Source organism: Geobacillus kaustophilus, from assembly GCF_000948285.1.
GTDB classification, from domain to species: domain Bacteria; phylum Bacillota; class Bacilli; order Bacillales; family Anoxybacillaceae; genus Geobacillus; species Geobacillus thermoleovorans_A.
Map to the genome: position 1 here is coordinate 884603 of NZ_JYBP01000003.1, position 22449 is coordinate 907051.

Below are 22449 nucleotides of genomic sequence, written 5' to 3' on the forward strand. Positions count from 1 at the left end.
ATGTATAAAGGGGAAGAGATGGTGAGAGAGGCAAAACGACAGACGACAGAAGATTCCAAATATATTCAGCAACACTTGGCGAACGAGCGGACGTTTCTCGCTTGGATTCGCACCTCGATCGCGGTGATTGGGATTGCGTTTTTGATGATCAATTTGCATGAAAAAGCGACGGCGAGCGCATTATCAACATTTCTCGTTCAGCTTATCGGAGCATTGGCGGTGGTCATTTCCGTCTGCACGATTGTGTTTTCTACCGTTAGTTATGTCGTGAAGACGAAACAAATAAATGAGCAAACGTTCCGGCCGTCGCGTCCGTTAATTTGGTTTTTAGCTTCTCTATTGTTGTTGATTACCGGATTGTTTGGATATTATTTTTTTACCTTGCTTTAACAGCGGCTTGTTTGCTGTGTAACTATTCACCCCGATGCTAGTGTGTAAAGTAGCCCAGCACAAATAGGGCATTTCTGTCATAGAAAATGCCCTACGTAGCGGAAAGAACACGATCTATCGTTTCGCCTGTCAACAGAAGACACAACGAGTCCCACACGTTTTTTTCGTGCTTGGTGAGTGTGGAAACGATGCTCCTTGCGATGCAAAACGACTGCGCGAACGTTTCCTGACGAAATGTACCCGAGATGTTCTCTTTGACTTTGACCATGCGAAGATCCCGTTCGGCTTGGTTGTTGTCAAAAGGAACGTGAGCTTCACGCAAAAAGCGCAACGCTTCTTCCTTTCGTTTTTGAAGTCGCCGAACGAAGGAGAGCGCTTTTTTCGGCAACGGTGTCATCCCTTCCAACTGATGGTTGGCTTTCTCGAGTATGCGATCATACACGTGCTCCCAACGTTTCGCTTCTTCTTCAGGAAGAAAGCCACCATGTTGTTCGACCACTTGTTTGGCATTTAATAGAAACGTGGTCATCCGTTTTGCCCATGTATGCCCTTGTTCGATGAATCCTTTCAAGTCACGTAAATGATGGGCATGACAAAGGGCATGTGTGGCTTCGGTGTATCTCGGGTATGTACCGAATGCATCATGCATCATCGTTCCTTTATATCGTGGAAGAATCCCGATTTCATCGGTTGCTTTCTTTCCACGAGAAGCGTGAGGAGCTAAGTACGTATATGCGGATGTACAGGCGACATGAACCCAGGCCTGTTTGCCATCGATCCGCAAGCTCGTTTCATCGACATGCAAGATGTCCGATTGAAGCAATGCTTCCTCGATGATGTCCATGTTTGGTTCGAGTGCTTCGCGACCTCGTTTGACCATATTGACAAGTGTTCCTGTGCTGATCGGATGTTGATATAGCTCTTCCATCATGTCACGTAAACGTTGATATGGAATCATTTGTATGTTGTATAAATACACGACAAGCGCCGTGATCCGTGGACCATATTGCACATGATTGGTGACGTGTGATGGGAACTCGGCTTGTTGCACGCATCGGCAATGTGGACATGATTTCACTTCGCGTTCATGTTGTGTCACTTCCATCGTCACGGGAGGCAGATCAAACACTTGACGGACATCGACTTTGAACGGTTTTACGTCACGCAAAGAAGACCCGCATCCTTGACACGTATGTACGCGATGGACGACACGATGATGTGGATGTTCCACTTGACGGAGCGTCGTTCCCTCATGTCCCTCCTGTCCGCCAGGCTTTTTGTCAGACGGTTCACGAGAGGAACGCTTTTTCTCAAAACGGTCAGAAGATGGGGGCAGATGGCTATTAGAGCTGTTTTTTTTCGTGCGTGCTTCCAGCTCTTGAACACGATACTTCAGTTGTTCATTTTCTTTGCGTAGCTGTTTGTTTTCTTGACGCAAATGTTCATTTTCTTGAATGAGTTGATGAATGAGCTGTTTTTGTTGTTGGACTTTGCTGATTAAGCTTTCAACCGTCAATACAGCTTGTTGTACCGTCAACATGCGATTCACCTCCTTGTCTATCAATATTCACATCATAGACAGGAAAACCAAAAAATATTCAGCTCACTTTATGAGGTGGCTGAATAGTTACTTTGCTGTTAAAGCCGATGATAAAATCCCCAATATAGCCGGAATAAAATTCCCCACTTATAATAGAACCATAGTGTCAACGAGAGGAGCTATGGTTCATGATGACGAGAGGGGAATTTTTCATGATCAAAGAGATGTATGAAAGGGGAAGGAGTATTTCCGATATTGCGAGGGAATTGGGGATCGATCGGAAAACCGTCCGAAAATATATTCACTCCCCCAATCCCCCTTCCAAATTCAAGCGAAAACCAAGAAAAAGCAAGTTGGATCCATTTAAACCATATCTTCAAAAACGGATGTTAGAGAATGGGGTGTTCAATAGCGAAAAATTGTTTTTCGAAATTCGACAACAGGGCTACACGGGAGGAAAGACGATTTTAAAGGACTATATGCAGCCTTTCCGAGAGACGGCGAAAAAGAAATACACCGTTCGTTATGAAACGCTTCCTGGCGAACAAATGCAAGTCGATTGGAAAGAAGTTGGGGAGGTCGTGATCGAAGGGAGAAAAGTCAAGTTATCGCTATTTGTGGCTGTGTTAGGCTATTCGCGGATGAAATACGCGGTATTTACGGTCAGCCAGGATCAGGAACACTTAATGGAATGCCTGATTCAGAGCTTCAAGTACTTTGGCGGGGTTCCAAAGAAGGTGTTATTTGACAATATGAAGACCGTTACAGACGGGCGAGAACAAGGAGTGGTGAAATGGAATCAACGATTTTCTGAATTTGCGAGTTACTACGGATTTATTCCAAAAGTATGCCGGCCCTACCGGGCCCAGACAAAGGGGAAAGTCGAACGAGCCATTCAGGGCTCTTCACCACAAAGTGTATTTGACAAATAAAGACGATCATGATAGAGAAAATCAAAACAGCATTTTTTCCTTTTAATACCATACGTCTCTTTGAGCAACATTGCTATCATGTTTGTCTTTAAAAGTCAAGCACATCTTTTGGTGATGAACCCCATTCAGTATATTATGGATCACTTCTATGTAGGAACATCGTTTGAAAGTATCGAAGAATTGAATTTCCTTTTGCATCGCTGGCTCGATCAAGTGGCGAATCGGAAGCCAAACGCCACTACCGGCATTCCTCCGCAAGAGTGGGCAGAGGAACAGTTGAAACCTCTCCCGCAGAAAGATTACGATACGAGCTATCTTTCCTATCGGAAGGTGCATTGGGATGGCAGTTTCTCTTACAAAGGGGAACAATGGCTCTTATCGGCGGAGTATGCGGGTAAAGAAATTCTGGTGAAGGAGCGATTAAATGGAGATATTCGATTGTACTTTCGAGGGGAGGAGATTTCTCACGTGGACCAACAGAAAAAAGTAATGGCATTCGCCGAAAAAATAAAAAAGAAACAGACGGAAATGGCCGCCACCATTTCGCCTGTTTCGGTGGAAGTGGATACTCGTCCATTGTCCGTTTATGACGCATTCCTGCGAGGGGAAAGCTCATGAAAGAACGAATACACGAGTATTGCCACCAACTCCATTTGCCTGTCATGGCGGAACGATGGTCCGCCATGGCAGAATACGCAGCTACTCATAATATACCATATTCGGAGTTTTTATTCCGCTTATTAGAGGCAGAAATCGTCGAAAAACAGGAACGATCGATCCAAACGCTCATCAAGCTGTCCAAACTGCCATATCGCAAGACGATCGATACGTTTGATTTTACCGCACAGCCTTCAGTGGATGAACGTCGGATTCGAGAGATGCTTACGTTGTCTTTTATTGACCAAAAAGAGAATATCCTTTTTCTCGGTCCACCGGGGATTGGAAAGACGCACCTGGCGATTTCGATTGGAATGGAGGCGATCGTAAGAGGATATAAAACGTATTTTATTACCGCCCATGATTTGGTCACTCAGTTAAGAAGAGCCGACCAGGAAGGAAAGCTGGAAAAAAAGCTTCGTATGTTTGTGAAGCCAACTGTTCTCATTATGGATGAAATGGGGTGCTTAAAACTGGACCCGAACAGCGCTCATTACTTATTTCAGGTCGTCGCCCGGCGGTACGAGCATGCCCCGATTATCCTCACCTCCAACAAAAGCTTTGGGGAATGGGGAGAAATCGTGGGAGATTCGGTTTTGGCGACAGCGATGTTAGATCGATTACTGCATCATTCCATCATTTTCAACCTAAAGGGGGAAAGCTATCGATTACGGGAAAAGAGGCTCCAAGAAGAAAAACAGAAGGATCAATGAAAGGTCCTTCTGGGGAATTTTAAACCGGCGATTTGGGGGAAAAAATAATCGGCCTTGACACCAAAGGTGGTCAAATCGCTTATAAAGCCGCTACAACAGGATTTACAATGCTCGAAAGGAAAGTCGGACTAAACACAACAATGGGGGCTATCAAAGGTGGGGCTGCTGGATATATCGGAGGTAACGTAGCTGCAGAAGTATCTAACAAAATAATAGGTGTAGAAAAATGGTTTGACAATACTAAAATTGGAAAATCAATAGATAAAGGTATAACAAAAGCAGAAAATTGGCTACATAAAGCAATTGGTGGTGGGTCGTATTAACATTGTAGAGATTTGCTCGTGTACAGCACTAGACCATCATTTAAAACCATTAAATAAAAAGAATGTGTTTAATTATTTGGATGAAGTTGTTATTGTATGGTGCAAAGCAGTAAACATTAAACAGGATACCAAGATAATGATGGAATGGTACAATCCAGATGAAGAATTGGTTTTTACAATAAGCATTGATGTTGAAAAAACAAATAACCACAGACCGTTCAGATATTTTTGGAGTCTGATGAAATATAGCTTATTGTATGGAATACAAGGAAAAAAGTTTGGAAAATGGACTGTAAAAATTACACCTTTGAATATAATGTACACATTCACGATGACTGAACTTGCAACAAACTACAAAAACAAAATCACTCCTAATTCTAAAACATCAGTATTTGATAAAACGATATAAATTCAACAGAGGGATACCAAAATGAGTAAAGCAAAGATTATATTTACTACCATGAGCGGCGTTATCATAGGATTAATCGTTAGTATTTTATTATTAGTCATAAAAAGTACCGCAAAAGATTTTTTAAAAACATACTCCCTCGATTGGGTTATTGATGTGCTACTTTTTCTCATATTTATCGTATATTGTACTACAATATATCCAAAAGAAGAGAAAAAACTTGAAATGAAGGATGCCCACATGAGGCATCCTTTCTCTTATTACTTCTTCAACCCGAGTTCAACAGCGACTAGGCAAACAAAATGCCTCTCGCCCCTTGATGCAAAAGGGACGAGAGGCATTTGGGCATACTTCGGGCGTGTATCTAGGTGCGAGGATGGATGCCTAGGATCTTCGGAGGAGGCTCCAGCCCTAGAGCCGCAAAGAGTTGCGCTTGTTTGGTCGTCAGTTCTGTTCGTTGATAAAGGTCGCCGTTTTTTGAAGAAAAATGTCCAAGCACGAGACGTTCACATTCGTCTCTTACTTTCGGCCACGATTCATGGGTTCGGATCTCCACGATCCGAACTAACAAGAGAGCGAGCCAACTGAGTAGCACGTGCGCCCGAATGCGGTCTTCCAAGCGATGATACATAGGCCGCAATTCCAATGTGGGCTTTAATGTTCGAAAGGCCTGCTCGATATCTACGAGCTGCTTATACCCGAGCGCGACATCCTCGGCAGACAAGGTGTTATCGGATGTCCGGATGAGATATTTTCCGTCATACTTTTCGGCATCACGAACCGCCTGCTTGTCGATGCGAAGGGTTCCGTCCTTCAACTGGCGCAAGTATTTTCCATAGGAAGGATGGGAACGCAATCGGCAAGTAGCCTTATGATGAGCTTCGTTTGGGAGTTGGCGAAGCCCTTCTAACTCCTCTTTCAGCGATTCGAGCAGCTTTTCTCGCTCCTTGCGTTGGCGCTCGGCTTCGCTGGGATTGTACACGAGAACATAGCGCTGGCGCGCTTCTCCGTCGCCCACGATGATTTCTTTGATATGCAAGTTCTCGCAAACTTGTTGGTAGCGCCCGCGACGGTTCAGGGCCTCTTTGACGGCGGCTTTGCCGGACCGCATTTTTTCGCCGACAATGTAGTGTCCCCCGGCCTGTTGCAAGATTCGCAAATTCTCTTCAGACGAAAATCCGCGGTCCATCACGCTGATCACACGCCCAAGCTTCCAGCCAATCAAGTCTTGTTTCACCTGTTTGATGACCGTCATATCCATCGTATTGCCAGGCCATACCCAAGCGCGAATGGGGACTCCTTCCCGGGTGACGGCCAGTCCAATGACGATTTGGACCAAATCGGGACGCTTATCTTTGGAAAACCCCTGCTTTCGAAGCGATTCTCCTTCTGGTGTTTCGGATGGATCTACTTCGAAGTACGACGAAGTCGTATCAAAGTAAATCAAATCGACTTCCAGGTTCAATAAATCGGCCACGGCATGGAACACTTGGCGTTCCAATTCCGGCTGCACAGCCAGCAGCTCATCCATCGCCCGGTACAACTGGTGGCTGGCGACTTGGGGAAGATGAGGGATATGCACGTCTTTCTCCACCCACTCCTCCATCGCTAACTTGCTGGATGGATGAAGCGCACGATTCGCCACCATGGCAAAAATGAGCCGTTCCAGCGAAATCTGGTGATGCCGGGAGGCAAACAAGGTGTTCAGAATCTCCCCTAATCGCAGTTGGCTCCAGAGCTGATCCAAGAGCCAAACGCCGCCGAGGTGTTTGCATGACTGGAATTGAAAGTCATCGGAAGCTTCTCCTGTCAACTTTTCGACTTCCCAAGCCTGCTCGGGCGAAAGGAATCGCGAAATGCTTTTGGCCAGACGCTCCAAGACAGCGCGATCCACCTCGTCTTCGCGCCCAAACGAATAAATCACCTTCGCTTTCGCATATTTGGCCTTCGGATCCCATTCGTTGTGAGCAAGCTGGAGATACGCCACGGTCGTTCCATCTTTGTTTTTGCGTGTTACTCGCCGTATGTACATGCCTATATTATAACCGATATTCGGCTGTTTTAAAAGTTAAAATAAACAAGTCATGTGCCTATGAAATTCAGCGTTTTTTTCTAGGATCCGCATCGCGAAATCTTTGATATAACAGCATTTTGGCCATTTTCATTTGCCTAAAATGGCCTCAAAACTGTCGAACTCGGGATATATCATAGCTTTATTTAAACTCTCATCCGATCCTAATCTCCCCATGATCTCACCTTCTCAATTCCAGAAATTCATTTTTTCTCTTTTTTAGAATGTTCTTCAATGTAATTGATGAAAGCTTCACGAATGGCATTTACCTGATTATCACTAGGTATTCCGTTTAATACCGACGAAACGTTAAAAAACTAAATACAGGAATACGACAAATAAGATGCATAAAATGACGAAAGAAGTGCATGTCCAAATAAACACTCTAAAAAAACGAATTTTTTTATCCATTTCCCCTTTTGTTTTCTTAAGAAAAACTGCTCCAAACATAATTGCAACCAAACCTCTAGATATAGTAGCAAACCAAGTATTCATTATATTTGGCCCAATAATTAACGTGCTGATCGCATAAATGAACAAGATGACAGATACACATAGAGAACTATAAATAATCGTCTTGCTTCCTGTTTGTTTCAAAGGATTCATAAAGACATTCCTCTTCCTTTAGATTTAAATAATGAAAAAGTACCCTATTTCTGTTCTTTTGATGCTTGATTTAGCACATGATTAATGAAAGCTTCACGAATGGCTTTCACTTGGTTATCTGTCGGAATTCCATACTTCTCAAACTTGCCACTATCCATTACAATAGGTCCGGTTTTTAAATTAACACTATTGACAGCTTCTTTGAACTCTTTTTTGCCTCCAAACGATTCAATAAATTCACTAAACCGTCTATTCACTTTCCCAGATTTTGAATAATATTTTTCGGTTCATCACCAAATTTTGTGATTTAGTGACAAAAAAGAGAAAGCACTGACGAGATCCTGGCAATAATGTTAGCGGTGAAATAAACATTAAGGAGGTCTCGTAAGTGCTTTCTATACCACTAGGATTGCCAGAATTTAAAGTGATTAAACAAGAACTTCTTTCCTATGGTTATACGATTCATGTAGAGAAAACAGAGACACAGGAACGTTGCCCTCATTGTGGGTTTGCCACTTCCTCTGTCCACGACAGACGGACAAGAAAAGTACGGGATTTGGCGATTTTCCATCAACCGGTGTACTTGTTCATAAAGGTAAAGCGCTATCGGTGCTGGAATTGTTCTCAAGTGTTTTCCGCCTCTTTGGAATCGATTCCACCCCATCAACACTACACCAATCGATTTTGTGAGTACTTGTATGAACTTTGCGAAGGCTCCACCATTCAAGAGGTTAGCCGAAAGCACCGCATCCCATATACAACATTGGAACGCATTTATTACTCCATCGCATCGAAAAAAGCAAAAGAGCGTCAAACAGTGATAGAAGCATCTTCTCAAGAAGGAATGGTGCTTAGTTTAGATGAAATCGCTGTAAAAAAGGGACATCAGTATGAAACTGTATTGATGGATGCCAGAGCCGGATCGGTCATGGGAATGCATGCCGATCGCCAATGTGACTCCGCCATCAACTTGTTGAGCCAAAATATCCTGTCGAAAGAAATGGTCCAAACGGTGATTCTTGACATGTGGGAACCTTATCATAAGGCGGTTCGCGCCCTGTTTCCATCTGCTTCGATTGTCATCGATAAGTACCATGTGGTTCAAAAAGTGACACAAGCCTTGGATCAAGCAAGAAAGGAATTTTCTCCATTGAAAAAGGCTCGATATCTTCTCTTGAAAGGCTGTGAAAAGCTTCGTAAGGACCAACGGCTTCGATTAGACGATATCTTGGAGGAGTATCCGGCACTTTCCATTGCTTATTATCTGAAAGAGTTGTTTCGGGATTTTTACCGAACCGATGGATATCATGAAGCAAAGGAACGCTTGGAAGAATGGATTCAGTTAGCCAAACAGAGCCCTTTTGCTTCTTTTCAGAAAGCAGCCAACACGCTTGAAAGGTGGAAGGAGCCTATTCTTTCCTACTTTTTGTGCCCATATACGAATGCCCGAATTGAGGGGACGAATCACAAGATCAAAAACATCAAACGCCGGGCATATGGCTATCGAAATCTAGAACGGTTTCGTTTGCGTGTATTTCTGGAGTGTACAGGGAACACTACAGGCAGTCAGGCTGCTTAAGCGCTCCCTTCTTCCGCTATCGGTATGATAGTTGGTAGAATGGAACCCGTCAAGGAAAGCACTTGACTGTTTCCATTCTACCAACTTCGTGGTCTGTATGCGGAAGAAGGATCCTGACTGATGAACCTATTTCATCCAGCTAACATGTCTCTAGGATTGAGTAGAAATCACAGAAAATGGTGAAGACCCTATTTTTCAATGGCGTCGGACAAATGTAGTTTAGAATTTTCTCTTATCATATTTGCAATATTCACAGCGTCTATATCTGCCAGCAAATCGGAGGTAGAAAACGAACTATTCCCACCTATAATCTTTTTAGCTTCTTTCTGAAGAATCTTCAAATCGTTCGAATCGTTTGTATTCCGCTGAAGGTCTATGACTGCAGTTTGTAAATCCCCAGCCCATCCAGATAAGTCATCAGGAATCGGAGACACTGATAATATTCCATCTAATGTTGCAGCCATATGCAAGAAATCGATTTTGTTCCCAGTCACAGGATCTTTTAAAAATGCCCCTTCACCATTCGGTTCAAAGAATTTACTTAAGCTTTTGCTTTTGGATTCAACGTACTGAACATGCCTTTCATCTATTGTCCCAGCGGTGATAGCCCATTTAAATCCAGCATACACTTTAGAGTTATATCTTATAAATTCTAGGTTGTAATCATTTATTTCAACCGGCTTGCGTGAAACGTTCGTTCTTGGATTCTTTTGTAGCTCCCTCAAGTACGAATCCGTGAGTTTTTCTAAATCCTCTAATCGCTTCACTAATGTTTTTACATCTGTAGCATCTGATTTTTTATTGGCTATGGCTTGAACTGTAACTGTTTGCACATGATGTGTTGTCTTTGTTGAGGTGCTAGTTGCTGTTTTTATTTCAAAATTTCCTGAATCTTTATTCCCTACTCCTTGAATAACAGCAGAAGGCGTTTTATTCGCCATTATATTTTTGAAGCGTGAGAAGCATTGTCGGAAACTGCACTTTGATATACTTTTTTAGTACCGTACACAATATCTTTCTGGTGATTAAAGTTAGTAGACACGCTAACTGAAGAAGGTATCGAAGGGGGAATTGGTTGAACAACTTGATTGGTTAGCGTGTTAGAAACTTGATTTTTAGAGACCATCTGTTCATAAGCTCTCTTAGCAGCCTCGCTAATCGTTACAACATCTTTAGAAATCGTCGCTTTAGCTGGTGGATATGACACCGATGCTGCCACAGAGCTAGAGGGCTTTGTAGTTACAATCGTGGGAACATAGAAATTTGGTTTCTGTTGAAAATACTGCTTAACAGAAACAGTAGGCATCGTCATCCCTCCAAGATCATAATTCTCAAGATAATAATAATCCAAAATTGTTTTTTTCAATATGTTCTTTTGATTTTTTAGTATTTTTGTTTAAAAAACGGTTCATCACCAAAAGATGTGCTTGACTTTTAAAGACAAACATGATAGCAATGTTGCTCAAAGAGACGTATGGTATTAAAAGGAAAAAATGCTGTTTTGATTTTCTCTATCATGATCGTCTTTATTTGTCAAATACACTTTGTGGTGAAGAGCCTAAAAAACTCCAATAAAAACAATCTTTACAAGAACATCCAACGGCTGATACGATAAAAATAAAATGAAAAACACGGGAGATCACCTATGCGCGAACGGATGCTGCAAATCTTCCTTCTCATCATAGTAACCGCTTTCTTCGGAGAAATGAAAGTGAATCCGTTTGGAAGTTCGTTTCGGTTTTCGCTCGGAAGCGCCGTTTTCTTTTTCGGGCTTATTTGGTTTCGAACCGTGCCGGTTGTAAGGGCGGGTTTGTTGACAGGACTTTTTATTTCTCTATTTCGGACAAGCATTGACCTGCTGATGAAAGACGTCTCTTGGAGCGACAGTTTGCTTTCCTATCTGCCGGCTGCGTGCTATTATCTCGCGTTTGCATTATTTGTTCGCCTATGCCGCATTCGCACTTATATGGAACTGCCTATTCATGTCGCGTTGCTCGGGGCAAGCATTGATTTCGCCTCCAATATTATCGAACTGTTTGTCCGCCATCTGTTGGGCGAAACGATTGCCGTCACACACGAAACGATTTTTATGCTGCTTTTGTTCGGAATTTTAAGAAGTTTTTGTGTTGTTGGACTATACAACATTTTAATGATTCAACAAATGCAAACGTTAGGAGAAGCCCGACGGCAAGAACTCGAACGGCTCGTGATGATGAACGCCAGCCTCTTTATGAAGAAGCGTTTTATTTTCGCAAATCAATGAGCCATATGGAAGACATTACACGCAAAAGCTACGAGCTATACACAAGGTTTAATGGACGGGGAAAACGTCGAACCGAACACCGCGCTCTATATCGCAGAACATGTCCACGAGGTGAAAAAAGATTCTCAGCGCATTTTAGCGGGTCTGTCAGAATTAATGAACCAAGAACAACGCGATTTACACTTGTCGATTGCCGACCTTTGCGGTATGGTTATTCGCGCCAACGAAAAATATGCGGAATTGTTGAAAAAAGAAATCGTGTTTCAATTGACATGCGATCTTGACTTATCGACTAGGCACGTCTATGCCCTTCTTTCTGTCTTAAATAATTTAGTCGCCAATGCGGTAGAGGCAATCCCCTTATCCGGATGGATTCAGCTTCGCGCTGAACTTGATGGCGGCGACCTCGTCCTTACCGTCACTGATTCCGGCTCTGGAATCCCGGAAGACGAGCGCGATTGGGTGTTTCAGCTTGGGTTCACAACCAAATACGATGAACACGGCAACCCATCAACTGGCATCGGGCTAACGCACGAGAAAGAAATTGTCCATAGTTTCAACGGAAACATACGATTAACAACTGACGAACATGGACGAACACAATTTCAAATCAACATTCCTAGCAAACAACTATGAGAAGAGGATGCCATGGGCTTTTTTCTCATTGAAGATGACGCGGTTGTAAGAAAAATGTTAGAGAAAATTATTCATGAAAGTGGACTTGGAGAAGTCGTGGGGCAAGCGGAGGATGGGCTTCACGTATCGATCGATCAGCTATATTCCGTTGATGTCGTGCTCATTGACCTACTTATGCCAGGGCTTGACGGCATTCAAACGATGAAAAAGCTGCGCGCGCAAGGATTCACTGGGCCGTTCGTTATGATTTCTCAAGTGGAAAATAAAGAAATGATTGGGCAGGCGTATCTTCACGGCATCGACACATATATTCATAAACCGATTAACCGTTACGAAGTGGTTTCGGTTTTAAAACGAGTCGCCGACTATCTTTCTGTCGCTTCATCACTTGACTCCATCCGCCGCCTATTGCAAACGCTAGAAAAAACGAAACAGCCAGCAGCCGGCCATGAAGCGACTATCGAACAAAAAGCTAGGCAGCTTCTTCTCGTTTTAGGCATCGCTGGCGAAGCGGGGGCAGCCGATTTATTAGCCATCGTGCGCTTGCTTTCTGAACAAGAGCAACAAGGGCGATCGATTCGCGACTTGCCGCCATTGAAAGAGCTATATGCCCAAATAGTGCAACGTATATATAAAGAGGAGCAACTCGTGCAAAAAGAAATACGCGCCATGGAACAGCGCATTCGCCGCATGGTGCTACAAGCGTTTACACACTTATCGTCACTCGGGTTAGCCGATTACACGAATCCTACATTTGAGCATTTCGCCCCTCGCTTGTTTGACTTTGAAGAAATTCGCTTGCGCATGCAAGAACTAGAAGCCGGAGAAAAAGCAACAAAATGCCGAATTAACGTAAAAAATTTTTAGCTGCTTTCTATATGGAAATGGGGTAGGTGCCTGTGCATTGCGATCTGAAAAGTAGACAGTATAAATTCGGTTTTGCGAAGGAATCAGAGCGATAAAGCTCTGATTCCTTTCCTTTTCCCGTCTTTTCCTCAGTGTCTCAGACCCCCGTGAAACTGTCAAGGATTGAGTCAAGAGTTTGTGGGAGATTTTTTTCAACCAACTTCATTGGTTATAACCCGTGGTGCTAGATAAAATCGAGTAAGCAAAAAAATAGCCCTTGCCTGCGGATCTCCTGTAGAATGAAAGTGCGACCAAACATTCGAAAGGAGAATCCTCATGCAAGAGCACTTTCATTTTACTACAGACCAAGCGAAAATTCAAAAACAATATGCAGCCATTTTCTTCTTTGTTTCTGCCCAACTCCCATCCATCCAAATGTATTTGCAACGCCGCAATCGTCATTTGGTGAAGCAAGAAGACACTGTCATCATTGCCATTCATATTTTAGGGAAGTTATTTGGCTTTTCTTCCGAACGTGCATGGCACCACTTTTGTTACAGGAAACTTGTTCACCAACGAACAGTTTATTGAACGTTCTCGATACAATCGCCGTTGTCGAGCGTTGCGTGTTGCAATCAAGTGGATTCATCATGAGTTGGGAAAACGCGGGCAGCACCATGCCTATGCGGTCGTAGACAGTATGCCGATCGAGTTGTGCCATGCCGCAAGAATGCACCGTGTCCAACGATTTCAAGGCATAGCTGATATCGGGTATTGTGCGTCGAAAAAACAGTGGTGCTACGGATTTAAGCTGCATCTTCAAGTGACCGATCAAGGACTGCCGATGGGATGCGTGGTGACCGAAGCATCCTGTCACGATCGAAACGCGGCGGAAACCGTGATGGTGCAAATTCCTCATCCCTACAATTTAGGGGATAAGGGATTCATCAGCAGCGATTTGCAAAAAAAGTTGTATGAAGAGTATCAGATCGCATTTTGGACTCCTTCTCGAAAAAACCAGAAACACCGTCCATCCGAAGCATGGGAGAAGTGGATCAAACAAAAACGTAAAGTGATTGAAACGGTGTTTTCCGTTCTCGTTGATCCGTATCGCATCACAGAAATCCGCGCCAATTCGATCACAGGATTCGAAGTGGCACTCGATGGCATCCTGTTGGCGTATTCACTTGTCACACTAGGGCTAGTTGAGCGCTAGCGCTTCAACTAGCACCACGGATCACTTGTCTCATTTACCAAGTCTTTGGACACGCTCTTTCTTCGTTAGCACAGCAGGGAATGTATCAAGTGAAACAATAAAACGCTATGTGGAATCTCAAAAGAAAAGGGGGTGAATCCATGCCCACGATCACACTCAGGCTGGAACTGCACAAACCAACGAAAGCCAAACAGGAAATGTACGAGCGAATGACCGAATGGAACACAGAATTTGCGAATTGGCTATGGCATCATCCTGAATGAAACAAAGCGACGAGCAAGATATTCAAAGACTTTTCGCCACAAAAGTTTCCTTCTGCTATCGTGAATCAGACGATTCGAGAAGTAAAGTCCCAAAAGAAAAATCAGAAGGCAAAGACGTTTCAAAAACGATGGTGTTGCTTTCATAATCAAAACTTAAAAATAGAAAAGAAAGGAGATTTCTACACGGTTGCTTTTCCAACATTGGAGAAAAAAATAGGCGTACCCGTTGTCGTGCGTCCCTATCAACAAACATGGCTTGATCGAATCATAGACGGGACTGCCAAACAAGGAACAGCTACACTCTATAAAAAGAAAAAGAAATGGTACGTCGCCATTCCCATCACGTTTGAAGTCAAACGACGGAAAGAAACAAAAGTAATGGGAATTGATCTAGGGCTAAGATATATCGCTGTTGCTAGTGTCGGAACCAAATCTTTATTCTTCAAAGGGAATCCATGCGCCTTCATACGCCGACGATACGCGGCTTTGCGAAGGAGATTAGGAAAAGCGAAGAAGCTCCATATGATTCGCAAAATCGGCGATAAAGAGTCCCGCTGGATGAAGGATATGAACCATAAAATCAGCCGTCAAATCGTCCGTTTTGCCCTTGCCAACGGTGTTGGCGTGATTCGGATGGAAGATTTGGCGGGGATTTGGAAACGAGCCGCTTCGGCCAAAGAAGCGGGACGAAGTCTTCATTCATGGGCGTTCCATCAACTGCAAACGATGATTGCCTATAAGGCGGAAATGGCAGGCATTCGGGTGGAGTGGGTGAATCCGACCTACACCAGTCAAACATGCCGATGCGGGCATCGGGAGAAAGCGAACCGAAACGGCACCCACTTCCAATGCCAAAAGTGCGGATACACCATCCACGCCGACTTGAATGGCGCGATCAACATCGCCAAAGCGATTTCGGGCTTCGCCGCCTAACCTAGCGCACTGGTCACAGGTGCGCCGCCCATTGGGGTACATCTTAACCCGATGGGACGGGGTGATGACACACCCCTGAACTTGGGCGTTGTCTGAACCAGAAATGGATGAGGACGCGAACGACCCAAGAATCCCACGGCTTTAGCCGTGTGGAGTGTCAATGTACGAAAGGTATAATTTAAAAGCGGTCTTTGTTTCGCCGCTTTTTCATTTTTTTCGGGGACGTGCATCTTCCTGTTGACAAAAGAAAAACAATCCGATAATATTATTTCTGTGATACATATACACGTATATGTATATAACTACAAACGTGTATATGTGTATAAAACTGAGGCAGGCACTAAAATATAATAACGAAAAACATAAGGAGGTTATTTTGATGAAAGTAGCGATTATTGCAGCCAATGGCGGGTTGTTTGATGCGTACAAGGTGTTCAACATCGCGACAGCTGCTGCGGCGGCAGACGCGGAAGTCGGGGTGTTCTTCACGTTTGAGGGGTTGAATCTCATCCATAAAGAAGCGCACAAGCAATTGCCGATTCCTGAAGGGAAAGAACATTTGCAACAAGGGTTCCAAAAAGCGAACGTTCCATCGATTGAAGAATTGCTTCAAATGGCGCAAGAAATGGGTGTAAAACTGATCGCCTGCCAAATGACGATGGATGTGATGGGGCTTGACAAAGATCAATTTGTCGATGGCATTGAAGTAGCGGGGGCGGCGACGTTCCTGCAGTTCGCGAAAGACGCGGACATTACATTGGCCTTCTAATGAGGGAGAGGAGGAAGGAGAATATGGCACAAGTCACTGTCTATACAACAACTACATGCCCGTATTGTGTAATGGCGAAAAACTTTTTGCGCGCCCAAGGCATTCCGTTTCGGGAAGTGAATGTTGAGTTGGATCCGAAAGCGGCGCGGAGACTGGTGGAAACGACCGGGCAAATGGGCGTGCCGCAAATCGAGATTAACGGCCGCTGGGTGCTCGGGTATGATCCGGAAACGATTATGGCGTTGTGGAATGAGGCGAATCATCGCTGAAAATCACATGCGAATGATAGAACGATGGAGGAAGGAGGGGATATCGTTGACGAAAACGATTTCGGTCAAAGAGATCGCCAATCAAATCATTCGCGGCGAGGAGCTGTTCATTGTGGACGTTCGCAACCCCGAAGATTTTGCCGATTGGCGGATTGAAGGGAAGGGTGTTGAGGTCGTCAATATTCCGTATTTTGACGTGTTGGACGGTATCGAACCGTATTTGGACCGTTTGCCGAAAGATAAAAGCAAGACGATTTACGCCGTTTGCGCGAAGGGCGGCTCGTCGGAGTTTGTGGCCGAACAGTTGGAAGCGGCGGGCTATATGGACGTTTATTCGATCGAAGGCGGCATGAAGGCGTGGAGCGAGCATTTGGAACCAGTGAAAATCGGCGAGTTGAAAAACGGAGGAACGATTTACCAATTCATTCGCCTCGGCAAAGGGTGTCTCTCGTATCTCGTCGAATCGAACGGCGAGGGGGCGTTGATCGATGCGAACCGCATGACAGATGTGTACGTCCGTTTTGCGAAGGATCATGGCATTGCGATCAAGCATGTGCTCGATACACACTTGCATGCCGATCATATTTCTGGCGGACGCAAATTGGCCGAAGAACTCGGCGCGGTCTATTATTTGCCGCCGAAAGACGCCGAAGAGGTGACGTTTACCTACACACCGATTCAAGATGGAGACCGCATCCGCGTCGGCCATGTCGTCATTGAAGCGCTGTATTCGCCGGGACATACGATCGGCAGCACATCGTTTATTGTGGACGATCAATATTTGTTAACCGGCGATATTTTGTTCATCGACTCAATCGGACGCCCGGATCTTGCAGGAAAGGCGCAAGACTGGGTTGGCGATCTGCGGGAGACGCTTTACCAGCGCTACAAACAGCTTGCCGACGACTTGATTGTGTTGCCGGCGCACTACATGGGCCCGAATGAAATGAACGAAGATGGCAGTGTGGCGGAACGGTTGGGGGTTCTTTATGAAAAAAATCATGGTTTAAATATTTCCAACGATGAAGAATTCCGCAGAACGGTCACGGAGAACTTGCCGCCGCAGCCGAATGCTTACAAGGAAATTCGGCAGACGAATATGGGGAAACTCAATCCAACAGAAGAAGAGCAGAGAGAGATGGAGATCGGTCCAAACCGCTGCGCCGTTCGGTAGAGAAAGGAAGCTGGCGTTTGTTTCAAGCCGGCTTTTCTTTTTTCGATTGCGGCGGGTTGGCGGCATTCGTGGAAGTTGTTTGAAAACGGACGGCATGCGTATTATACTATGATCGAAGTGATGGAATAGGGGGGCGGAAAGATGGCAGGACATCGTTTTCATTATGAGCATGCGGAACGATTATTGGATCCGAAGCGCAAGGAATGGATCGACCCGCAACAAGCGATTTCGGTCTTGTCTGTGCAATCGGATGATGCTGTAGCGGATTTAGGGGCGGGAAACGGTTATTTTACGATCCCGCTAGCGCAAGCAACCAATGGAAAAGTGTATGCGGTCGATGTGCAGCCGGAGATGATCCAGTTATTAAAAAAACGGGCGCAACAGTTTGCGATAACCAACATTGAATATCAGGTGGCGGATGTCGCCTCGACCGCCTTGCCTTCCCATTCGATGGACAAAGGGATCATGGCGTTCGTCTTTCATGAAGTGGAACGAAAGGAAGCTGCCATTGACGAAATTCGCCGCGTGATGAAGCCAAACGGGCAGTTTCTGTTGATCGAATGGGAAGCGATTGAGAGTGAAATGGGGCCGCCGCTTCATGAGCGGATTCCGTCGGATGAACTGTTTTCCTATGTGAAACAAAAGGCGGGCAACGTGGAACTTGTCCGTTTTCATCCAGCTGTCTATGGTCTTTTGATTCGCTGGGAATAACCAATTGTTGAGGAAGATATTTCTTATTGCCATTATACCGCATGGGGTATATAATGATCGTGCATAGGGTGAATAGAGGAGGTGAACCGTTGATCGTCAGCAGTTTGTTATTCTTTCTCATTCTTTTGGGCGCAGCGTTGTATCGACGCTACTATCCTGTCAAACATATCCCATGCCTTCCGATAGGAGAGGTTCCGGACGGCTTGCTTCTTGTCGACTTGCGCGATTATAATGAAAGCAACGGCTCCATATTTGGCCAAGCGTTGCATATTCCGGTGGCGTATTTGAAGCGGCATGCTCGGCATATCCCGCGGCAGCCGCTGCATATCATCGTCCAGGATGCCATCGAAAAAAACGTCGGCATCCGTCTGTTGCGCCGCTATGGCTATGAGGTGAAAAGCTATTCGATCGCCGCTTGCGATTGCCGAGAAAGGGGACGAACTGACCGATGGAATACAATAAAGAAATCAAAAACCGCTTAAAACGGATTGAAGGACAAATTAAAGGCGTTCTTGGCATGATGGAACAAGGGAAAGACTGCAAAAGCGTCGTTTCCCAACTGTCGGCGGCGCGCAATGCCATTGACCGTGCGATTGCCGTGATCGTCAGCACGAATTTAGAGCACTGTCTGCGTGAAAGCATGGAAAAAGGGGAAAAGACAGATCATCTCGTGAAAGAAGCGGTGGAGCTGCTTGTGAAAAGCCGTTAATGCGTTGATCAACAAAAAAGATGTTGACAACGTTCTTTTTCTTGTAGTAATATACCCATAGGGGTAATGGTAATAAAATTTATGAGATCAAGGAGGTCATCACAATGAACGTAGCGAAAGTATTGGATGCGAAAGGACTTGCCTGCCCGATGCCGGTGGTGAGAGCCAAAAAGGCAATGGACGAATTGGAATCGGGACAAGTGCTGGAAGTGCAAACGACCGATAAAGGGGCGAAAAACGATTTGCCTGCGTGGGCGAAAACAAGCGGCCATACGGTCATTGAGATGAAAGAGGAAAACGGTGTGTTGACGTTCTGGATTCAAAAAGGATAATTTTCGTGTTTTTATATACCTGTATAGGTATAAAGAAAGGAGGCAGCGAGATGGCACAGCCAAAGAAAAAGACGACGATCATTTTGTTCAGCGGCGACTACGACAAGGCGATGGCGGCCTACATCATCGCCAACGGCGCCGCTGCATACGATCATGACGTGACGATTTTTCATACGTTCTGGGGGCTCAACGCCTTGCGGAAAGAGGCGCCGGTTCCGGTGCAAAAAGGGTTTCTCGAAAAGATGTTTGCAAAGATGATGCCGCGCGGCGCGGACCGCATGGGGCTGTCGCGCATGAATTTTGCCGGCATCGGCCCAAAGCTGATCAAAAAGGTGATCAAAAAACATAACGCCATGCCGCTTCCGCAGTTGATCGAGATGGCGAAAGAGCAAGGCGTGAAACTCGTCGCCTGCCAAATGACTGTCGATTTGCTTGGGCTGAAGCCGGAGGAATTGATCGATGGCATTGAGTTTGCCGGGGTGGCTGCGTATTTGGCTGACGCTTCCGAAGGAAATGTGAACTTATTCATTTAATCATCTTGACTCATGAGGGAATCGTATGGCACAAACAGTGATCGACATTATCCTGTTCGTTTTGCTTACTTGGTTTCTCGCTAGCCGCTTCATTCCCCCAAGAGGGGTGCAAATGATCACAACGGCTGAATTAAAGCGGCGGCTGAAACAACCTGGCGTGCAATATATTGATGTACGCACGCCGATGGAGTTTCGCTCTTATCATTTGCCGGGGTTTCGGAACATCCCGCTTCATGAATTAACAGCGCGTGCCCATGAATTATCCAAGGAGAAAGAAGTCATTGTCATTTGCCAAAGCGGGATGCGAAGCCAAAAAGCGAGCAAGGTCTTAAAGAAGCTTGGATTTCGTTCTGTGACAAACGTCAAAGGAGGCCTAAACGCTTGGCAGTAGAGGAGGATGACGATGAAAACGATCACGCCGAAAGAAGTGGAGGAACGTCTTCGTGCAGGAGAATCTCTTCATATTATCGACGTGCGCGAGCCGGATGAAGTCGCCACAGGCAAAATTCCGGGAGCGGTCAACATTCCGCTCGGCTTGATCGAGTTTCGCATGCATGAACTCGATCAAAATCAAGAATATATTCTCGTCTGCCGTTCCGGCGGGCGAAGCGGCCGTGCGGCGGAGTTTCTTGACAGCCGCGGTTACCGCGTCGTTAACATGACAGGCGGCATGCTGGCCTGGGAAGGGCCTGTCGAATAAACAGTCAAGGAGGGAATCAGCCAATGATCAAAGTCGATATGACCGTCGATGCGAAAGGATTGTCCTGCCCGATGCCGATCGTCCGCACGAAAAAGGCGATCAACGAATTGGAGCCTGGCCAAGTGCTTGAAGTGCAGGCGACGGATAAGGGTTCCAAAGCCGATATCAAAGCATGGGCGGAAAGCACAGGGCATCAATATTTGGGAACGATTGAAGAAGACGGTGTCCTGAAGCATTACATCCGCAAGTCAACGGAGAATGAAACGCGCAGCGAAACGGCATTTCCGCATGTCGTCTTCAACGAAGAACTGCAAGAAAAGCTTCATGATCCCGAGACGTTTGTCTTGGATGTCCGCGAACCGGCGGAGTACGCGTTTGGCCATATTCCGGGCGCGGTTTCGATCCCGCTTGGAGAGCTTGATCGCCGGATGGAGGAACTTCCGAAAGACAAAACGATTTACGTCGTTTGCCGCACAGGAACACGCAGTGATTTAGCCGCGCAAAAGCTGGCCGAGCAAGGATTCGAACATGTGCGGAACGTCGTTCCAGGCATGTCGCAATGGAACGGGCCGCTCGATTCCGCTCAATCGTAATTGAGCGGCTTTTTTGGATAAAAAATATACTCTGTAGGGTATATTAATATCATCAAAGAGGGAGGATGTTAATTATGGTTAAAGAAATGACGGTGCAACAAATGACGGAAAAGGTGTTAAACAAACAATCGCTGTTCATCTTGGATGTTCGCAACGAAAGTGATTTTCGCGATTGGAAAATCGAAGGGGAAAACTTTGAGTATTTGAACGTTCCGTATTTTGAGTTGATCGATGGGGTTGACTCGATTGTCGACCGTCTTCCGAAAGACAAAGACATCGTCGTTGTGTGCGCGAAAGGCGGGTCATCGGAATTTGTCGCCGAACAGCTGGCGGAAGCCGGGTTTGACAACGTTTATACGCTCGCTGGTGGAATGCAAGCGTGGAGCGAGCATCTCCATCAAGCCAAAGTATACGAAGACGATCAATTGAAAATTTACCAATTCATCCGCGTCGGCAAAGGCTGCCTGTCGTATATGGTCCTTTCCGGAAGCGAAGCGCTTGTCGTCGATCCGCTGCGGTTTATTGACGTGTACGAACAAGTGGCCCAACAAGAAGGGGTAAAGATCACTCATATCGTGGACTCGCACTTGCATGCCGACCACTTGTCCGGCGGCAAGGCGCTGGCGGAACGGACAGGCGCTGCTTACTACTTGATGAAAAGCGAAGGAGCGGTGTTTGATTTCGAGCCGCTTGAGCAACATGAAACGATCGACTTCGAAAACGTTCATTTGGAAGTGTTGGCAGTGAAAACACCGGGGCATACGCCGGGCAGCGTCTCCTTCTTTGTCAACGGCAAATGGCTGTTCTCCGGCGACACCATCTTTGTCGGCGGACTCGGTCGGCCGGACCTTGGCGGCAAGGTGGCGGAATGGGCGGCGGATTTGTATGACACCGTGTATGAAAAAGTCGCGGCCATGGCCGATGATGTGATCGTCTTGCCGGCTCACTACGCCAATTTAGATGAAGAAATCAATGCGGAGGGGTATGTTGGCGATACGTTGGGCCGCATCCGCGCGCGCAATGAGATGATGCAAAACAAACCAAAAGACGAATTTATCGATCTTGTCATCCAAAGCGCCAATACGGAAACACCGCCGAACTTTGAAGACATTGTCGCCATCAACCGCGGGCTCAAAACCGTTGATATCGAAACAGAGCGGGAGCTTGAGATCGGCCCGAACCGCTGCGCGCTGCATCATGCCCATGCCTAAAGAAGCGGCACAGATTGACAGGGGACGGGGGTGTGCCTCGTCCCTTTTGAAAACAAAAGGGAGGGATGGTC

Annotated in this window: 22 protein-coding genes and 6 pseudogenes; 23 read left to right on the top strand and 5 right to left on the bottom strand. The window is 45.6% G+C overall.

The features are described from left to right. Positions 1-18: 18 nt before the first annotated feature. Positions 19-390, top strand: coding sequence for a YidH family protein (locus tag LG52_RS04990; protein WP_373278042.1), 372 nt, complete (start codon positions 19-21; stop codon positions 388-390). Positions 391-481: 91 nt separating this feature from the next. Here the strand turns inward: LG52_RS04990 and tnpC are convergent, their stop codons facing one another. Continuing rightward, a complete protein-coding gene (tnpC, locus tag LG52_RS04995; RefSeq protein ID WP_044731107.1) occupies positions 482-1930 on the bottom strand; it encodes an IS66 family transposase in 1449 nt (482 codons plus the stop codon). Between the two features lie 188 nt (positions 1931-2118). Between tnpC and istA the strand changes: the two are divergent. The 4 genes and pseudogenes from istA (at position 2119) to LG52_RS05015 (ending at position 4964) form a co-directional block, all read left to right on the top strand. Further along, a pseudogene (gene istA / locus LG52_RS20965) lies at positions 2119-3480 on the top strand (IS21 family transposase). Next, on the top strand, positions 3477-4232 hold the full coding sequence (gene istB / locus LG52_RS05005) for an IS21-like element IS5376 family helper ATPase IstB (protein ID WP_044731108.1): 756 nt from the start codon (positions 3477-3479) through the stop codon (positions 4230-4232). Before istA ends, istB begins: the two are co-directional and overlap by 4 nt. Positions 4233-4264: 32 nt before the next feature. After that, positions 4265-4555: a hypothetical protein gene (locus tag LG52_RS05010; RefSeq protein WP_044731109.1), complete on the top strand. Its 291-nt coding sequence runs from the start codon at positions 4265-4267 to the stop codon at positions 4553-4555. 136 nt (positions 4556-4691) lie between these two features. Then, entirely contained in the window at positions 4692-4964 is a 273-nt protein-coding gene (locus LG52_RS05015) for a hypothetical protein (protein WP_197071960.1), read from the top strand. A 364-nt stretch (positions 4965-5328) separates the two neighbouring features. Here LG52_RS05015 and LG52_RS05020 read toward each other — a convergent pair whose 3' ends face one another. Together LG52_RS05020 and LG52_RS19650 are read right to left on the bottom strand one after the other, a co-directional pair. Next, entirely contained in the window at positions 5329-6996 is a 1668-nt protein-coding gene (locus LG52_RS05020) for an IS1634 family transposase (protein WP_044731110.1), read from the bottom strand. Between the two features lie 689 nt (positions 6997-7685). Then, positions 7686-7898: a hypothetical protein gene (locus LG52_RS19650; RefSeq protein ID WP_156135621.1), complete on the bottom strand. Its 213-nt coding sequence runs from the start codon at positions 7896-7898 to the stop codon at positions 7686-7688. A 131-nt stretch (positions 7899-8029) separates the two neighbouring features. Between LG52_RS19650 and LG52_RS05030 the strand changes: the two genes are divergently transcribed. Beyond that, positions 8030-9220, top strand: a complete 1191-nt coding sequence (locus LG52_RS05030; RefSeq protein ID WP_044731112.1) for an ISL3 family transposase — start codon at positions 8030-8032, stop codon at positions 9218-9220. Between the two features lie 188 nt (positions 9221-9408). Here the strand turns inward: LG52_RS05030 and LG52_RS05035 are convergent, their stop codons facing one another. Together LG52_RS05035 and LG52_RS19655 are read right to left on the bottom strand one after the other, a co-directional pair. Next, positions 9409-10161, bottom strand: coding sequence for a hypothetical protein (locus LG52_RS05035; RefSeq protein ID WP_156135622.1), 753 nt, complete (start codon positions 10159-10161; stop codon positions 9409-9411). Then, the gene (locus LG52_RS19655) at positions 10161-10526 is read right to left on the bottom strand and encodes a hypothetical protein (protein WP_156135623.1); all 366 of its coding nucleotides are present in this window, start codon (positions 10524-10526) and stop codon (positions 10161-10163) included. Before LG52_RS19655 ends, LG52_RS05035 begins: the two co-directional genes overlap by 1 nt. A 339-nt stretch (positions 10527-10865) precedes the next feature. On the opposite strand from LG52_RS19655, the pseudogene LG52_RS05040 reads away from it, so the two are divergent. The 17 genes and pseudogenes from LG52_RS05040 to LG52_RS05115 all read left to right on the top strand — a co-directional run bounded on the left by LG52_RS05040 (position 10866) and on the right by LG52_RS05115 (position 22378). Then, positions 10866-12119: pseudogene (locus tag LG52_RS05040) on the top strand (sensor histidine kinase). Between the two features lie 12 nt (positions 12120-12131). Then, positions 12132-13012: pseudogene (locus tag LG52_RS05045) on the top strand (response regulator). A 289-nt stretch (positions 13013-13301) separates the two neighbouring features. Then, a pseudogene (locus LG52_RS05050) lies at positions 13302-14181 on the top strand (IS982 family transposase). Between the two features lie 34 nt (positions 14182-14215). After that, a pseudogene (locus LG52_RS18755) lies at positions 14216-14317 on the top strand (transposase); the annotation flags it as partial. Between the two features lie 4 nt (positions 14318-14321). Further along, positions 14322-15377: pseudogene (locus tag LG52_RS05055) on the top strand (RNA-guided endonuclease TnpB family protein). A gap of 379 nt (positions 15378-15756) precedes the next feature. Continuing rightward, positions 15757-16146, top strand: a complete 390-nt coding sequence (locus LG52_RS05060; protein WP_044731114.1) for a DsrE/DsrF/DrsH-like family protein — start codon at positions 15757-15759, stop codon at positions 16144-16146. A gap of 23 nt (positions 16147-16169) precedes the next feature. Then, a complete protein-coding gene (locus tag LG52_RS05065; RefSeq protein ID WP_044731115.1) occupies positions 16170-16415 on the top strand; it encodes a glutaredoxin family protein in 246 nt (81 codons plus the stop codon). Between the two features lie 46 nt (positions 16416-16461). After that, positions 16462-17589 carry an MBL fold metallo-hydrolase gene (locus LG52_RS05070; protein ID WP_082056110.1) on the top strand — a complete coding sequence of 376 codons (1128 nt, stop codon included), beginning with the start codon at positions 16462-16464 and terminating at the stop codon, positions 17587-17589. A 141-nt stretch (positions 17590-17730) separates the two neighbouring features. Then, entirely contained in the window at positions 17731-18300 is a 570-nt protein-coding gene (locus LG52_RS05075; protein WP_044731116.1) for a class I SAM-dependent methyltransferase, read from the top strand. 89 nt (positions 18301-18389) lie between these two features. Then, complete coding sequence (locus LG52_RS05080; protein WP_044731117.1) at positions 18390-18782, top strand: rhodanese; 393 nt, start codon at positions 18390-18392, stop codon at positions 18780-18782. Next, on the top strand, positions 18749-19009 hold the full coding sequence (locus LG52_RS05085) for a metal-sensitive transcriptional regulator (protein ID WP_044731118.1): 261 nt from the start codon (positions 18749-18751) through the stop codon (positions 19007-19009). The genes LG52_RS05080 and LG52_RS05085 overlap by 34 nt, the downstream gene beginning before the upstream one ends. Positions 19010-19113: 104 nt before the next feature. Beyond that, complete coding sequence (locus tag LG52_RS05090; RefSeq protein WP_044731119.1) at positions 19114-19341, top strand: sulfurtransferase TusA family protein; 228 nt, start codon at positions 19114-19116, stop codon at positions 19339-19341. Positions 19342-19391: 50 nt separating this feature from the next. Beyond that, entirely contained in the window at positions 19392-19874 is a 483-nt protein-coding gene (locus LG52_RS05095; RefSeq protein ID WP_044731120.1) for a DsrE/DsrF/DrsH-like family protein, read from the top strand. 25 nt (positions 19875-19899) lie between these two features. Beyond that, entirely contained in the window at positions 19900-20265 is a 366-nt protein-coding gene (locus tag LG52_RS05100; protein ID WP_044731121.1) for a rhodanese-like domain-containing protein, read from the top strand. A 12-nt stretch (positions 20266-20277) separates the two neighbouring features. Beyond that, on the top strand, positions 20278-20574 hold the full coding sequence (locus tag LG52_RS05105) for a rhodanese-like domain-containing protein (protein ID WP_044731122.1): 297 nt from the start codon (positions 20278-20280) through the stop codon (positions 20572-20574). A 23-nt stretch (positions 20575-20597) separates the two neighbouring features. Continuing rightward, positions 20598-21167, top strand: coding sequence for a sulfurtransferase TusA family protein (locus LG52_RS05110; RefSeq protein WP_044731123.1), 570 nt, complete (start codon positions 20598-20600; stop codon positions 21165-21167). A 74-nt stretch (positions 21168-21241) separates the two neighbouring features. Further along, on the top strand, positions 21242-22378 hold the full coding sequence (locus tag LG52_RS05115) for an MBL fold metallo-hydrolase (protein ID WP_044731124.1): 1137 nt from the start codon (positions 21242-21244) through the stop codon (positions 22376-22378). Positions 22379-22449: the final 71 nt, after the last annotated feature.

What these genes read in the sequence shown, in the direction of transcription:
- LG52_RS05115 (WP_044731124.1), top strand. Translation starts at nt 21,242, where the DNA reads ATGGTTAAAGAAATGACGGTGCAACAAATGACGGAAAAGGTGTTAAAC.
- LG52_RS04990 (WP_373278042.1), top strand. Translation starts at nt 19, where the DNA reads ATGGTGAGAGAGGCAAAACGACAGACGACAGAAGATTCCAAATATATT.
- LG52_RS05035 (WP_156135622.1), bottom strand. Translation starts at nt 10,161, where the DNA reads ATGGCGAATAAAACGCCTTCTGCTGTTATTCAAGGAGTAGGGAATAAA.
- LG52_RS05090 (WP_044731119.1), top strand. Translation starts at nt 19,114, where the DNA reads ATGAACGTAGCGAAAGTATTGGATGCGAAAGGACTTGCCTGCCCGATG.
- istB (WP_044731108.1), top strand. Translation starts at nt 3,477, where the DNA reads ATGAAAGAACGAATACACGAGTATTGCCACCAACTCCATTTGCCTGTC.
- LG52_RS05110 (WP_044731123.1), top strand. Translation starts at nt 20,598, where the DNA reads ATGATCAAAGTCGATATGACCGTCGATGCGAAAGGATTGTCCTGCCCG.
- LG52_RS05095 (WP_044731120.1), top strand. Translation starts at nt 19,392, where the DNA reads ATGGCACAGCCAAAGAAAAAGACGACGATCATTTTGTTCAGCGGCGAC.
- LG52_RS05105 (WP_044731122.1), top strand. Translation starts at nt 20,278, where the DNA reads ATGAAAACGATCACGCCGAAAGAAGTGGAGGAACGTCTTCGTGCAGGA.
- tnpC (WP_044731107.1), bottom strand. Translation starts at nt 1,930, where the DNA reads ATGTTGACGGTACAACAAGCTGTATTGACGGTTGAAAGCTTAATCAGC.
- LG52_RS05020 (WP_044731110.1), bottom strand. Translation starts at nt 6,996, where the DNA reads ATGTACATACGGCGAGTAACACGCAAAAACAAAGATGGAACGACCGTG.
- LG52_RS05065 (WP_044731115.1), top strand. Translation starts at nt 16,170, where the DNA reads ATGGCACAAGTCACTGTCTATACAACAACTACATGCCCGTATTGTGTA.
- LG52_RS19655 (WP_156135623.1), bottom strand. Translation starts at nt 10,526, where the DNA reads ATGCCTACTGTTTCTGTTAAGCAGTATTTTCAACAGAAACCAAATTTC.
- LG52_RS05075 (WP_044731116.1), top strand. Translation starts at nt 17,731, where the DNA reads ATGGCAGGACATCGTTTTCATTATGAGCATGCGGAACGATTATTGGAT.
- LG52_RS05085 (WP_044731118.1), top strand. Translation starts at nt 18,749, where the DNA reads ATGGAATACAATAAAGAAATCAAAAACCGCTTAAAACGGATTGAAGGA.
- LG52_RS05100 (WP_044731121.1), top strand. Translation starts at nt 19,900, where the DNA reads ATGGCACAAACAGTGATCGACATTATCCTGTTCGTTTTGCTTACTTGG.
- LG52_RS05015 (WP_197071960.1), top strand. Translation starts at nt 4,692, where the DNA reads ATGATGGAATGGTACAATCCAGATGAAGAATTGGTTTTTACAATAAGC.
- LG52_RS05060 (WP_044731114.1), top strand. Translation starts at nt 15,757, where the DNA reads ATGAAAGTAGCGATTATTGCAGCCAATGGCGGGTTGTTTGATGCGTAC.